Raw genomic sequence first — 13,619 nt, 5'->3', positions numbered from 1 at the left:
GTGCGCGTCAGAACAGCTTGCTGATCGCCGGCACGCTTAGCACGGCGGCGTAATAGCCCATGAACTGGACGCCGGTATTAAACGCAAACAGCCGGGCGAGCAATCCGCCAAAAAGGCCGACGGTGAGAATCACGGCAAGCCCGAGCAACTGTCCTTCCCAGAGACCGATCACCGCGATCAGGCCGGAAAACGTCGCGATTATCGCCTCATGACTCAGCTTGCGCGCGACGAAGGAAGCCGCGCGGTGCGCATGGTTCATGGCGAGCGGATAAGCGATCAATGCCGCCAGAAGAACCGACAGCAAGCCGAACACCAGAAACTGCCACGTCGACATCAGCGTATGCAGGTTGTCGATGTGTCCGGTTGCTTCATTCACAGTAAAGCGCGGAGGCGCATTGAAGAGCGGCGCGGCGGGCCCCGCCGCCACCGGGCTGAGCGGCAAGCCGAACGCGATGAGCGGAATCAGCGCCTCGGCAATATAAGTGGCTTCGGTCACGCCGTTCCGCACGGCGATGACGGTTGTCAGACGCTGGTACGCGTGCCGGATTCGCGCGCCGACGACTTCGCCCATGAGCACCGTCATTGCGACCGGGCTGAAAACAAACGTTGCACTCGACACTGCTGCCGTCGCCACGGTATAGGCAATCTGCTGCCGGTCGAGCACCTTGAGCGGATTGGGAAAGTACCCGCGCCAACCCTTGAGGTCCGGTGCCAGCGCGAATCTCGACATGCTATCGCGACGCATGCGCCGCCTTTCCGCCGGCGAGAGTATCGAGAACAGGTCGGTAATCAAGGGACCAATGGCAATGCCGAGAAAATAGCTCACGCTCAGGTTGACCCCATGACTGCGCGTCAGCGCCTGAAGCCCGACGATCAGCAAGACAAACGGAATCAGCAACAGCACCGAAGCCCATCGACCCATCGAACAATAGGCGATGCACACTGCCGCGAACAGGAACACCCACGGCGCGGCGCTCGCGATCACCCCGCCGAAGGGCGCGAGCATGACCGCGAACAGCACGGCGAAAGGCACCGCGACCAAGGCCGCCACGATCGCGCCGGATATCATCTTGCGCAAGGCGATATGCGGCACGCCCAGCGAGCGCAGCATCGCGGCTTGCTGCAGAAGCGGCGCAGCCATCGTGTCGCCCGGAATGCCCAGCAACGCGGTGGGAATGGCGTGCGTCATATGCTTGGCTATCGCGCCCGACATGAAAAATGTGAATACCCCGGCCGGCGGCACGCCGAGCAAGGCCACGAGCAAGGTCAGCGGCGCGATGGTCGTGGTTTCGTCGGTGCCTGAGACGAGGCCGATCGCGGCGAACACGACGGCGCCTATCAGTCCCATTGCGAGAGCCACGGGTAGCGCGTGAAGCAGCGAGTCCATCAGCGCTTCCCCTCGTGCCCGGCTACTCGGGAAGCCTCGTAGGCGGCAAACGGATCGTACAGCCCCAGCTCCCTCAATTCGGCCACGGCGCTAGCCGGAAGATCGGAGAGCGATCCGATGCCGCCGCATTCTTCACCGAGTTGATCGAGCACCCGCAGCCGGTCCGATTCGTCGACCGTGTGTTCGATCACGACGCGCTTTGGCGGGAAGAAAACGGCACTGAGCGCGCCCGCCGCCACGCATCCGCCGAGTCCGATCAGCATGGCATAGGCACGCACGATTGCCGGATCGCGCGCAGCCGAGGACAACACCGCTTGACCGGCCTCGAACGCCGCGACACTCAGGGCTACACCCAGTACCACGGACCACGCCAGATGCCGGAGGTCGACCGTGTCGCCCCATACTTCGGCGAGCACGAAAGCCGATGCGTCGGCGCGCGCGCGAATGCCGGAACCGTCTCTCGCGGCCGGCGTTGCACTGGCACTGGGTTGTTCCAATTGTCTCTCTCCTGATCGAAGTGTTTATTCAAAGCGTACGCATTCTTCGCGGAGACGGACAAACACTTCGCTACATTGCTCTCCGGTTCCTGCTGAATACAACACCATCTGAAATCGTGATGGGTGACGAACGCGACCCATGCGTTGGCCGCGCCCGCTTGCCGGAGACCGCCCGTTGCGGATGCCGGCAAATCGAGCCCTCGAAAATGTCATGCATCGCGTGGACCGTTGAGTACTTCTTTTGCGAAGTCGGTGCGAAAGTCCATTGAAGTTATCATTTTCTGGACTAGCCAGTCAACATCCCCACCCGTCGCGCCCGCGCCCAAGGCGATATTGCGCGCATGCAATGTCATATGACCGCGTTGAATGCCCTCGGTCGCCAGTGCACGCAGGGCTCCCATGTTTTGGGCCAGGCCGACGGCGACCGCAATCTCCGCGAGTTCCTGCGCGGAGTCGACGTCCATTATCCTGAGCGCGAGACGCGCGAGCGGATGCGTCTTCGTTGCACCGCCAACCAGCCCGACCGCCATCGGCATCTCGATCGTCCCGACGAGATCGCCGTTCTCCGCTTTCTCCCATATCGTGAGCGATGAATAACGGCCGCTCCGGGCCGCATAGGCGTGAGCCCCCGCTTCCACCGCGCGCCAGTCGTTCCCGGTCGCGACGATCACCGGATCGATGCCGTTCATGATGCCTTTGTTATGCGTCGCCGCGCGATAGGGGTCGATGGCGGCCAGCAGATACGCTTCGATCACGCCGTCGATGACTTCTTCGCCTGAATACTCTTTCGTGGCGAGCGTGTCCGGCGAATACCGCACATAGGCGCGCGCGAGTCGCAAGTCGGCGAGATTGGAGAGAATGCGCAAGCGCACCTTGCCGCCGGTGATGATCTCGACGCGCTCGGCGACCGACTCCGCCATCGTGTTGACCGTGTTGGCGCCCATCGCATCGCGCACGTCGACAATCAGATGCGCGACGATCATCGGGCCGCACGGCGTATCCGGAAAGACCTGTACCTCGATGTCGCGACAGCCGCCGCCCAAACCGAGCAGTACTTTGTCGCGGCTATTCGCGAGGCCGATCAGTTCGTTCTTGCGTTGGAGAATCGCGAGTCGCGCGCCATGCGGGTCACTTATGCCGACCACCTGTACCTGTGCGCGCATCAGTGGTCCCGTACTCGAGGTATGGAAGCCGCCGCCCACTCGCGCGAGCTTCGCCATGAATGAAGCAGCGGCGACGATGGAAGGTTCCTCGACCACCATCGGCACGATCACGTCTTTTCCGTTGATCTGGAAATAGCCGGCTACCGCCATGGGCAACTGGAAAGTGCCGATGACGTTTTCGATCATTCCGTTGGCCGTTTCGAGCGAGAGCGCACCCGGCCCGGCCAATTGCGCGTGCTGCGAAGCGTCGAGACCTGCCGCCTTGCAGACCTGCGCAAGACGTTCTTCGGGACTGAGTGAGCGGAAATTCGGAAGCGTCGAATCGATTGCCATTAATTGTCCTCCGGTGACGGTCGCTGAATTGATTCGCGCTTGCGACCATGAATTAAAGGATCAATAATAGGCAGACCGTACCCCTTTTAAAGGTACAGTTTGAGCTTACAGTTCCAGCGCCATACCCATAACACTTTCCATTTCCCGCGGAGCGACGATGAGCCTGCGCGCCAATGTCAGCCTATCCGGTTCCATCGCAGACAATCTCGCCAAACAGATTGAAGAAGGCGTTATTCCCACCGGCGCCAAGCTACCCTCGATCAGGGAATATGCCGACGCATCGGGGTGCTCCAAGAACACCGTCATCAGCGCATTCGAAATGCTCACGGCAAGGGGCTTGATAGAACCGCGTCGCGGCTCGGGCTTCTATGTCGCGCGGCGAGTGAAGGCCGCCACCGAGGCCGATGAAACAGGCGTGCTCGACCGGGCGATGGATACCGTCTGGCTGATGCGCGAACAATTGCAGGTCAAGCCCGAGGTGCTCAATCTTGGCGAAGGCTTCCCGCCTATCGAATGGCTGGAAGCGACCCGTCTCGATCAGTACCATCAACGGGTGGTACGCACCGGCGTCGCGTCGCTCTTTCGATACGGGAGCCGCTACGGCTATCTGCCGCTGCGCCAGTCGTTGCAACAGAAATTGTCGGGATACGAAATCGAGGCCCCGCCTTCGCAGATCGTCCTCACTCATGGCGCGAATCAGGCAATGGACCTCGTATTGCGCTACTTCGTGCGGCCTGGCGACGCGGTGCTGGTGGACGATCCCGGTTACTACCCGCTCTTCGGCAAACTGAAATTGAGCGGCGCCAACATCATCGGCGTGCCGCGCGAAGTCGACGGCCCCAACCTCGCCGAGCTCGAGCGCTGCATGATCGAATATCGGCCGAAGCTGTTCTTCACGCAATCGGTGGGACACAATCCCACGGCCACGGATACGAGCGCGGCAAAGGCATATCGCATTCTGCAACTCGCCGAAATGCACGACACCGTGATTGTGGAGAACGACGCGTTCGCCGATCTGAAACCGCGCGCATTGACGCGCATCGCCACACTCGACCAGTTACGCCGCACCATTTACATCGGCAGCTTTTCGAAGTCGGTCTCCGCCGCGTTGCGCGTCGGCTTTCTGGCATGCAATGCGGCACTCGCGAGCGATCTTGCCGACGTGAAAATGCTGATTCACGTGAGCAGTTCCGAATACAGCGAGCGAACCCTGGCCGCTATCGTCAGCGACGGTCATTTCCTGCGGCACACGAATCAGCTTCAGGAAAAGCTGCGGCGCGCGACAGCGAGCGCGAAGAATTCATTGAAGAAACTGGGCGCGGAGATCTTCAAGGAAAGCGAGCAAAGCATGTACTTGTGGGCGTCCTTGCCCGAATGGCCCGACTCGATGAAGCTCGCGAAGGCCATGCTCGAACGGGGCGTGATCCTCGCGCCCGGCGCCGTTTTTTCGCCGGCATCGGATCAGGTGTCGGCATATTGCAGATTCAACGTCAGCTATCTCGCCGACGAACGATTCGTCAACGCTCTGCGTGCGGTGGCGCCGTAAACGGCGCAACGCGATATCCGCAATTGCAGTTGCGGATATCGCGTATCGGTGACGCCGCTACCGCCGCGGCTACCGTTTAACCGCCGCCTTGCTCGCGCAACGTCAGTTTGCTGCTAACCGAGCTAACGCCCTGCACTTTCCTGGCGGCATCCACAGCCAGCGCGTCCTGATCCTCGCTTGAGATCTGACCGGCCAGCGTCACGTGCCCGGTTTTCGCATTGCCGAAAACGGCGATCGTCGTGTCCTGCAGACCCGCGGTTTTGAAAATAGCCTTCTGGACCGTTTTGGAAAATGCGCGATTGGCCGCGCGAACCGACTTCCTGGTCGGCGTTGCCTGCGTGCCGGCCGCAACGGTGGTATCCGATGCGGCAGCCGCCGCGTCCGCCGCGAATGCCGGCGTGTACGCGAAAGCCGCGACAGCGATAGCAAGGCCGCTGCTCATGGCGAGTAGTCTGAGTTTCATGATTTCATGATCCTTTATTCGAGGTATGAGAAAAAGTCGTTCGAGTTCCAGTACACCATTGCCACCAGCAAATCATCCGGCCAGCTTCATTCAGCGTGAACCGGCGGATACGCAACCGATTCGCTCACTTCACGCCATTGGGCGTCCTCTTCCGCGCGGAATCTTGCCGCTTCGCCGGCAGCCGCGACGGCGTCGCTGCCCATCAGCAATCGCAAGGGCGCCGTCGGCGAGCCGGCAATGTCGAGCAGCACCCGGGCAATCCGCGCAGGATCGCCGGGCTGATTTCCGTCGATGCGGCGCAGCCGTGCGGCAACCGGTTCGATGACCGGCTTGTACGCGTCGCTGATCGGCGCAATGTTCATCGACGAACCGGCCCACTGGGTTCGCATCGAACCCGGCTCGACGATCGTTACCTTGATGCCGAAATCGCGCACCTCTTTGGCCAGCACTTCGGAGAAACCGCCCACTGCCCATTTGGCTGCCTGATAGGCGGCGAGTCCGGGACCCGCCACTCGTCCGCCGACCGAGGAGATCTGCATGATGTGGCCGGCTCGTTGCTGGCGCATGATCGGCAGCGCCGCGCGGCTGACATTGCACACGCCGAAGAAGTTGACCTCCATCTGGTCGCGCAGCGCCTTGTCGCTGACATCTTCTATCGACGCAAGATCGGCGTAGCCCGCGTTGTTCACCAGCACGTCGAGGCGGCCGAATTGCTCCACGGCGACATTAAGAGCACCGCGCGCCGCGGCGGGATCGGTGACATCCAATGGAATCACGCGAACCCGATCGCCATATGCGTCCACCAGACTATTCAGACGCGCCACGTCCCTCGCCGTTGCCACCAGCGTATGACCGCTAGCGAGTACGGCCTCGGCAAGCTGACGACCCAAGCCGCCTGAGCAGCCGGTGATGAACCAGGTTTTGCTGCCACTCATGTTTAAGCTCCCTTATCTGTTCCGATCGATATTGCTGAGAATGCGCGGAGCCGTTGTCGATCTGGCTAAACCGACGCCATGTAGCCATTAGAAGTGGGTCATGTATCTCGTGTATGTCCGCGGCGTATCGAAACGTATCGCGTGACAAAGCAGGATAAAAAGAATTGAAGCGAGCGCACTCAGGCGGCGACCAGCGGCAAGGTGAGCCGCGCTTCGAGACCTCCCGTGCGCCGGTTTTCCAGTTGAAGCTCGCCGCGCATCGCCAGCGTCAGACGCCGTGCGATAGCCAGCCCCAATCCCGAACCCGGCGCACGCGCGGCGGTCTCCGGCGACCTGTACCACGGCGCGAACACCGCATCCATCTGCGCGGGGACGATACCGGGTCCCGAGTCCACCACGGCCAGCACCAGCCGGCGCGCTTCGACCCGGACGCACAGGCGCGCGTCGCCGCCGTAGCGCAGCGCGTTGTCGATCAGATTCATGAGCACACGGCGCAACGCATGCGGGCAGGTGACGACCGGACGCCCCACGCGTCCCTCCAGCGCAACCGTGCGGCCCGCGTCCTGGTAGTCGCCGATCAGTGCGCCCAGCAGATCGTCCGCGTCGACGCGCTGGGTCTTTTCTCCAGCGCTGCACTGCATGCGCGCGCAGGAGAGGCTGGCCTCGACCAGTTCGGCCAACTCCGCGAGATCGCGTTGCAAGGCTTCCCGCGCCGCCGGGTCGTCGAGCAGTTCGCAGCGCATGCCCATCCGTGTCAGCGGTGTGCGCTGATCGTGCGCGTAGGCGGCGAGCACCTGAAGCAATTCCGCCTGTCGCCCCGCGCGATGACGTGCGGAGCGGTTGATCGCGCGAGCCAGATCCGCAACGGCCCGCGGACCGTGTTCGGATAGCGCCGCCCCTGTACCCTCGCCATCCTCCGCCTCGATTGCGGCGGTGAGCTGCTTCAGACAGTCCAGAAGCTCGGACACCTTCAGGCTCGCCAGAGTGGCAACGCTCATCGCGAGAACAGTCATCACGATGAGCGGCAGAGCAATGCTCGCCCGCACCGGCCACGCGGACACTTCCTCCAGACGCACGCAATAGACGCCCATGCCGGCCACCAACAGTACCGCGCACACGCCCCATACCCGCACCGGCAGACTTCGCGGAAGGCGAGCCGAACTGGCGCGATCCCGCTCGAATGATTCCAACAGCGCGTCACATGGATGGGTCGGATACGCGATCATCTTCGTTCTCCTGGTGCTCTCGTTCTGCCGGAAGTGGATGCGCGAATAATAGGTGGTTTGTACCCTTTTGAAAGGTACAGTTAGCGACTACAGACAGCCAACTGTACCTGTGACAGTTCACGGCTTGGCCATGCAGCGCAGGTAAACCTTGGATTCCGGGGCATGCCGTTCGCATTGGCCGCGGACAGTTCCAGTGCGCAGTTCGTTATTCGGTGCTGGTGCGGACGCGGTACGGCTGCGCTGTCGGCAAAGATGCCGCCCGATGCTCGCTCGGCGGTTCGCCACCGTCGCCGCCTGTTCGCCGCCTCTTCGTTGCTTGCGGAATGCCGGCCATCACAATGGGCGCGTCATAGGCTCATGCGTCGCGGATATCTCTGCTTTCGGGCGGCAGCATCGGTGAGCCGCCGCCCGACGAAAGGATGCATATGGTTCAGCCGATTCGATCACCGCAACGACCTCACGAAGTGCCGGAGCAAGAAGCCGCGACGAGCGGAGCACAACCCGGCGCGCGGCAGCCCACGCCACGGGGACGCGGCTTGCGCGCCGGCGCAAACCCGCTCATCGCCGGCTTGCCGGCGCGTGCGCCGGCGGCTGAAGGCGCGTCGTCATCGTCCTCGATCGACGCGACGCCCCTCGCGCAGCAAGCGCCGGAGCCTGCGAGCCGTGCGACCGTGCTCGCGGCGAGGCAACGCGATATCGACGCGGTGCTGGCACTCGCCAACGAAATCCGCGAAGCCGAGGCTCAATTGCTCGCTTTGAAGGCGCCGCCTCAGGCCGATGCGGCCGATGCGCCCGATGCGCCCGAGATGTCGCAAGCCGACGTGCAGCAGGCCATCACGCGGCTCGAAGCCCGCCGCGACATTGCGCGGCGCACGGTCGACACGCTCGGCAAACAGTGCGAACACGCGCGTGCGGCCGTCGAAAAACTGAACGCGTCACTCGAGGAAAAGTCGAGCCGCCTCGAACAATTGCATGAAGCCCGTACCGCCGACGCGCCCACCGCACCTCGTCCGTCGCCAGTCGCCACGAGCCGCGCCGAGCTGCGCGCCGCGCACGAGCAACGCATCGCCGCATTGGGACAACAGGCCCAACTCCTGAAGAGCAGCCGCGGCAAGGCGGCGCATGAAGTGCAAGCCGTCGCGAGCCGCGACGCGCTGCGCGCATTGGCGGACGTCGGCGCCTTCGAAATGATCGATACCGTGAGTCCCGAACTTGCGGGCAAGGTCACCGAATGGCTGCACGCTCTGCAGCCCGCGCAAGGCCGAAGGTCGCGCCGTCCGGTGGATCTCGAGCGCCAGTTCGAGGAGTCTTTCGCCACCGCGCTCGATCGCATCGCGCAAAGCGGTGCTGCGCAACCGCAAGTCGACGCGGAACAAGCGTTGCAGGCGTTCATGGCGCTCGTGTTGCATCCGCGGCTCAAGCCGTTGTATCCCGTCGTCGAGGCTTTACTGGTGGAGGACTTCGCCCGTTGCTTGCGCGTGGCGACGGTTGCGCGGCGGCAAGGCAAGACAATGGACTACATGAATGGGTTTCGCCGCTGGCTGGGCGTGACACCCGCGCAAATCGCGACACGCGAGGTACTTCGCTCGTTCAGGAACGCGCAGCAGAACCTCCAGGCCGCGGTGCAACGTCAATCGCCCGGCGTGACGTTCGGTGAGTTGCGCCTGATCGGTCCGGACATCGCGCTCGCGGCGGAGCAGGTCGAGAGAGTGACCGCCGCGCTCACCGCGAATCGCCCGGCGTTTCAGGCCATGATCGAGGCGGTGGAGAAACGCTTCGCCGGGATCATCGACATCGACGACATTGAAGCGCTGGGCCAGCGCGTGGCGCCCCGGCTCGACGCCTACTACAAAGACAAGATCAACGAAGTGAACGCCGAGCGCAACAGGCTCACGCGCGAAGGCGCGCCGAAGCCGAAGACAGATGAGCTCGATACGGTTGGAGCAGGTCCGAGCCGTGTCGATATCGATCAGTTGGAAATCCGCATCGGGCGTCTGCAAGGCGAAATACTTCAATACGCGGAGCAGCACAAGAAAGAGTTCGAGCATTACGCAAAGCTCAGCGCACGCCATATGACCGTATCCGATGAAGTGGAGGATATCGGTCAGCAACTGTCGGCTCACCACCAGACACTGAAGCATCTGCGCGAAGGAAGCAAGACACAAATACGCGAGCGCGCTGCCCGGAGCAATCAGAGCGAACAGCTCGAAAACCGCATCGGTCGACTCTGGGACAAAGCCACACGCGAGCCGGCGCTATTGCAGGTGATCTCACGCGGCGCGCTTGAACGCGTGGTCAAGGTGCACGTCGGGCAGACAACCGAACAGATGCACACGCGGATGAACAAGGTGATGCGCACGGGCACCTTCGTTTCACGCGCCGGGGTGCTGCGTGTCATTGCCGAAGTCGCGCGTCACGAGATCGAACAGCCCCGCTCGGCGCTGCTTGCGCAAGACCGTGGAGCCTTCGAGCAGATTGCGCAAGGCTATCCGGGCGGGCGCATCGACGCGCTGTGCCATCACGGCCGAACCATCGGCCACGGCGTGCGCAACAGCACGCGCGGCGTCGAGGAATCGCGCACCGGCACGAGCCAGTACGCACTCGAATGGGTGCGCGGCCAAGGCGCGCGTATCAGCCATTTGCATCCGTGGATATCGCCGTACTGACGTGCGCCGTTGTTTTGCGGCGACGCCGCGCGGATAAACATTGCGTGTGTCCGCGCGGCTCTGATCTTTACTTATGCTCCAAGGTCGATCTTGCCCGCACCCGACTGAGCCAACACGATTGCCGCAACCTCGTTGGTGGGATCGAGATGCGCGATCGATCCTGCTCCCGGGCCGCTTCCAGTCGGCGAAGACGACAGATTGACGGACCGGCCGTTCACCAGCGAACCCGAATCGGTCAGATGGCCCGAGGCGCCAAAGCGCTTCACGAGATTTTCCTCATTGACGCCGTTCGTTTCGAACGCATTGTTCTGCGACGTGATCTTCGACTCGACACCGACGCCCAGGTTGTACTGGAAGCGATTCGCTTGCGATGAGCTGTCCTGGTAGAGATTGTTGGCGACCTCGACGTTGCCGAAGCGCACGCGGGGATCGCGCTGCGATACGCCGGCGAACAGGTTGTGATCGATGGTGACGTTGAGTTTGCCGCGGTCGCTCGTCATGCCGTCGCTCGATCCGATCAGGATTGATTTGTTATGGCTCTGGAACTGGTTGTAGGAGACCGTTGCATAGTTCGCGCCGTCCGTAAAATCCAGTTGATCTCCGCTGATGGCGCCCGATGGCGTCGCGCCGTCCTTGAACGTGTTGTGGTCGACCCACAGGTTCTGCGTGCCCTTCGCCTCGATGCTGTAAACGCGCCCATGCGGATTGCCTTCAGCGTCCTTGCCGGGGAAGAAATCGAATGGCGAGGTCATCGCCAGATTGCGCACGATGATGTTGTGCTGATTGCTCAGATTGAATCCGCCGCCGCTGATGCCCGCGTTGGCGCCCAGGCCGATGATCGTGGTGTTGGAGCCCACGTTCAGCATGTCGTGCGCCAATTGCGCTTTCTCGTTCGCGAAATCGCCCTTAGCCAATTCCTTGCCGTTGCTGTCGACGTTCAGATCGATGTTGCCTTTGATCTGGATGATCTTGGGAGTGGCGTTGGAGCCGTTCGTCGCATTGTTTCCACCGAGCGCGGCAAGCAGTTGCTCACGCGTCGACACCGTGTACACGTGCGCCGCATCGGCCTTCGACCCGCCCGTGACGCCACCGTTCTGTGCGCCCCAGCCGTGCCCCGCCGCCAGGGTTTCGCGCGAATGATCGCCCGAGCTTGCCGCCGTGGAGGACGGCGTGGCTTGCGGCCCGGAAGCCACGTATTGCGGCGCGGCGGTGCTGGTCGTGGGAGTGGCGGACACTCGCCGGTCGTTCGCGCCCGAGTTCTTGTTGCCGTGCGCGTTGTCGGTTGGTGAGGCTGACGATTTGCTCGAATGGGTGTTCGGATCATTCGCGGCGCCGTTATTCGCGGACGTCCGATTGCCGTTGTCGCCCGAGCTTGCGTCGTCCTGATTGGCATCGCGAGCATGTTTGTGTTCGTGGTGCGATGCGTGCGAATGATGCCCCTTGCTTCCGCCTCCATTGGATTCGCCCGACTGGCTGCCACCATTCTGATTCGATGCCAATTGCTGGAGAAGGCGCAAAATTTTCTGGAGGATCGCTTCGATCCCCTGGTTACCGGCGCCGCCGGATCTCGAAGCACTGGAATGCCAGTTCTCCGATGTGGGGACGACCTTGGTCGGACTGATTTGCAGACTCATCATTCACCTCGTTAGGCAGCAGTTGGGATTCGGGACCCTTACTCTGCCTCGAGTGTCGGTAGCGTCGGGGTTCCGCCGGGGCTGAGCGGACGCCCAGCCTTTTTCGTCTGATGATGACAATGACGGACGGGTCTTTCCTTTTCCGCTCGCGCGACGAAGAGTTGGCGAAGGTAGCGAAACGCTACGCCGGCACCGCCGCGCGAAGCCTGATCAGAAGCGTGTCCGAACCCCCGTGGTCAACTCAACCTGGTTCGACGCGCCGAACGTGCCGCCGACCGTATAGCCGCCATGCAGCCTCATATAGTCGCCGGCCAGGTACACCTCCGTGCGCCTGGACAGATGATAGAACGCGGACCAGTACAGCGTTTCCTTGTAACCGTTATGCAAGCCCGAACTCGGGTCGAAGGCGCCGATGTTCGCGTTCGGAATATCGCCGTCGGCGTTGTACGCGGCGTTTTTCACGCGCATCTGCTGATAGCCAAGCTCGTAATCGAGCGGCCCCTTCGGCGACAGCTTGAGCGACGCGGTCCATGCGTTGTCCTGGCGCTGACCCAGCGCGGCCTGATTGCCGAGATAGCGGAAGTAGCCGGCATTGGCGCGCAGAATACCGAACGTGTAGTTGCCGCCCACCGAAAACGACTGATTCGTTATGCCGGCACGGTTCACGTGACTGTAGAAGCCCGATACGTTGAACGGGCCGCCGTTGTAACCCAGCGCCGCCTGATAGTTGGAATTCGCGCCGAAGCTGGTCGAATTGCCGAACGCGTAACCGGCGCTCGCAAAAATGCCATTGCCGAAGAGCTTTTTCCACGCCACGCCGTTGTTATAGCGCGTGCCAGTCGCGCTGGCCGCGTAGAAAATCATCTGCTTGAAGTTGTTGGCGTTCGTCCAGCCGCCCTCTTCCGTCGTCAACTGCGCGCTGCCGTACGGGTCGCCATAGATCGCGGCTGCGTCGCGCGCGATGCTATTCTGGAAGCCTGCCGTAATCTTGCCGAGCGTGTCGTTTTCAATGCCGACCCATGCGTCGCGATCGAAAATCTGGCCGGGGTCTTCCATTTCGCCATTGGCCACGACGTATTCGCTTTCCAGACGGAAGACGATCCTGGTGCCGCCGCCGATATCCTCCGCGCCCTTGAGGCCCCAACGGCTGCCGCTGAACCACGGTTCGCCGCCGATCCCCATGCCGATGACATGATTGCCGTTCGCGTCCGCATGCGACTGGTAAGTCGGCACGCTCAGGTCCATCAGACCATAGAGCTGGACGCTCGATTGAGCGTACGCGCCGCTCGCCCCGAATACGGTGGCCGCGACAGCCAGCGTGAAGTATGTTTTCCTCAAGTCCGTCTCCTCGAATTGCTACGTTGAAAGCCTGCTCTTTTTATTCAGGCCTCTGCGTGTGGCCGCTCCGCTGATAGTCGGCTCGGCATCGCAGTGCGCAATCCTAAATAGGCCAACCCTTCACCCGCCTTTCCCGCGCCGTTTGTATCGCTCGGTGATTTCACTGATAGACGTGACAAGGCTCTGGTTGCGTCGCAACGACAGCATTAATTCCAATTACTAAATGAAAGAAACCGCGTCATGGAAATCCCGTACGAAAAGCGTTGCCATGCGAAAGCATCGAGAAGGGTTCGGCCTCATAGAATCGCGCCATGGACGCGAGGCATGCGATCTTCAGCGATCAAGGTCGAGAAATGAAACGGAGATTTGGATTGACGCTGAGCTTGCGCGCGCGATCGACTCGGGCGGCATGGCGCCATTGAGGACATCGC

At 62.0% G+C, this 13,619-nt stretch carries 10 protein-coding genes; 2 read left to right on the top strand and 8 right to left on the bottom strand.

What is annotated here, in order from left to right; all coding sequences use genetic code 11:
- Positions 1–7: 7 nt before the first annotated feature.
- From CUJ90_RS25660 to CUJ90_RS25650, 3 genes are all read right to left on the bottom strand, one after another.
- A complete protein-coding gene (locus CUJ90_RS25660) occupies positions 8–1,387 on the bottom strand; it encodes a tripartite tricarboxylate transporter permease (protein ID WP_083081523.1) in 1,380 nt (459 codons plus the stop codon).
- Positions 1,387–1,884 carry a hypothetical protein gene (locus CUJ90_RS25655; RefSeq protein WP_083081525.1) on the bottom strand — a complete coding sequence of 166 codons (498 nt, stop codon included), beginning with the start codon at positions 1,882–1,884 and terminating at the stop codon, positions 1,387–1,389. Before CUJ90_RS25655 ends, CUJ90_RS25660 begins: the two co-directional genes overlap by 1 nt.
- A gap of 209 nt (positions 1,885–2,093) precedes the next feature.
- Positions 2,094–3,380 carry a hydroxymethylglutaryl-CoA reductase, degradative gene (locus CUJ90_RS25650; RefSeq protein ID WP_083081527.1) on the bottom strand — a complete coding sequence of 429 codons (1,287 nt, stop codon included), beginning with the start codon at positions 3,378–3,380 and terminating at the stop codon, positions 2,094–2,096.
- Between the two features lie 157 nt (positions 3,381–3,537).
- On the opposite strand from CUJ90_RS25650, the gene CUJ90_RS25645 reads away from it, so the two are divergent.
- The gene (locus CUJ90_RS25645) at positions 3,538–4,926 is read left to right on the top strand and encodes an aminotransferase-like domain-containing protein (protein ID WP_073428952.1); all 1,389 of its coding nucleotides are present in this window, start codon (positions 3,538–3,540) and stop codon (positions 4,924–4,926) included.
- A 76-nt stretch (positions 4,927–5,002) separates the two neighbouring features.
- Here the strand turns inward: CUJ90_RS25645 and CUJ90_RS25640 are convergent, their stop codons facing one another.
- The 3 genes from CUJ90_RS25640 to CUJ90_RS25630 all read right to left on the bottom strand — a co-directional run bounded on the left by CUJ90_RS25640 (position 5,003) and on the right by CUJ90_RS25630 (position 7,550).
- On the bottom strand, positions 5,003–5,389 hold the full coding sequence (locus CUJ90_RS25640; protein WP_083081529.1) for a BON domain-containing protein: 387 nt from the start codon (positions 5,387–5,389) through the stop codon (positions 5,003–5,005).
- Positions 5,390–5,475: 86 nt separating this feature from the next.
- A complete protein-coding gene (locus tag CUJ90_RS25635) occupies positions 5,476–6,324 on the bottom strand; it encodes an oxidoreductase (protein WP_073428954.1) in 849 nt (282 codons plus the stop codon).
- Positions 6,325–6,503: 179 nt separating this feature from the next.
- On the bottom strand, positions 6,504–7,550 hold the full coding sequence (locus tag CUJ90_RS25630; RefSeq protein WP_073428955.1) for a sensor histidine kinase: 1,047 nt from the start codon (positions 7,548–7,550) through the stop codon (positions 6,504–6,506).
- 425 nt (positions 7,551–7,975) lie between these two features.
- On the opposite strand from CUJ90_RS25630, the gene CUJ90_RS25625 reads away from it, so the two are divergent.
- Positions 7,976–10,216: a coiled-coil domain-containing protein gene (locus CUJ90_RS25625; RefSeq protein WP_161553723.1), complete on the top strand. Its 2,241-nt coding sequence runs from the start codon at positions 7,976–7,978 to the stop codon at positions 10,214–10,216.
- A gap of 71 nt (positions 10,217–10,287) precedes the next feature.
- Here the strand turns inward: CUJ90_RS25625 and CUJ90_RS25620 are convergent, their stop codons facing one another.
- Both CUJ90_RS25620 and CUJ90_RS25615 read right to left on the bottom strand, forming a co-directional pair.
- Positions 10,288–11,451: a pectate lyase family protein gene (locus CUJ90_RS25620; RefSeq protein ID WP_159442559.1), complete on the bottom strand. Its 1,164-nt coding sequence runs from the start codon at positions 11,449–11,451 to the stop codon at positions 10,288–10,290.
- A gap of 609 nt (positions 11,452–12,060) precedes the next feature.
- The gene (locus CUJ90_RS25615; RefSeq protein ID WP_073428958.1) at positions 12,061–13,188 is read right to left on the bottom strand and encodes a porin; all 1,128 of its coding nucleotides are present in this window, start codon (positions 13,186–13,188) and stop codon (positions 12,061–12,063) included.
- Positions 13,189–13,619: the final 431 nt, after the last annotated feature.

Source organism: Paraburkholderia terricola (assembly GCF_003330825.1).
Classification (GTDB): Bacteria; Pseudomonadota; Gammaproteobacteria; order Burkholderiales; family Burkholderiaceae; genus Paraburkholderia; species Paraburkholderia terricola.
The sequence above is the reverse complement of the archived record's forward strand: the minus strand, read 5'-3'. Positions and strand labels throughout refer to the sequence as shown.

What these genes read in the sequence shown, in the direction of transcription:
- CUJ90_RS25625 (WP_161553723.1), top strand. Translation starts at nt 7,976, where the DNA reads ATGGTTCAGCCGATTCGATCACCGCAACGACCTCACGAAGTGCCGGAG.
- CUJ90_RS25645 (WP_073428952.1), top strand. Translation starts at nt 3,538, where the DNA reads ATGAGCCTGCGCGCCAATGTCAGCCTATCCGGTTCCATCGCAGACAAT.
- CUJ90_RS25630 (WP_073428955.1), bottom strand. Translation starts at nt 7,550, where the DNA reads ATGATCGCGTATCCGACCCATCCATGTGACGCGCTGTTGGAATCATTC.
- CUJ90_RS25640 (WP_083081529.1), bottom strand. Translation starts at nt 5,389, where the DNA reads ATGAAACTCAGACTACTCGCCATGAGCAGCGGCCTTGCTATCGCTGTC.
- CUJ90_RS25635 (WP_073428954.1), bottom strand. Translation starts at nt 6,324, where the DNA reads ATGAGTGGCAGCAAAACCTGGTTCATCACCGGCTGCTCAGGCGGCTTG.
- CUJ90_RS25660 (WP_083081523.1), bottom strand. Translation starts at nt 1,387, where the DNA reads ATGGACTCGCTGCTTCACGCGCTACCCGTGGCTCTCGCAATGGGACTG.
- CUJ90_RS25650 (WP_083081527.1), bottom strand. Translation starts at nt 3,380, where the DNA reads ATGGCAATCGATTCGACGCTTCCGAATTTCCGCTCACTCAGTCCCGAA.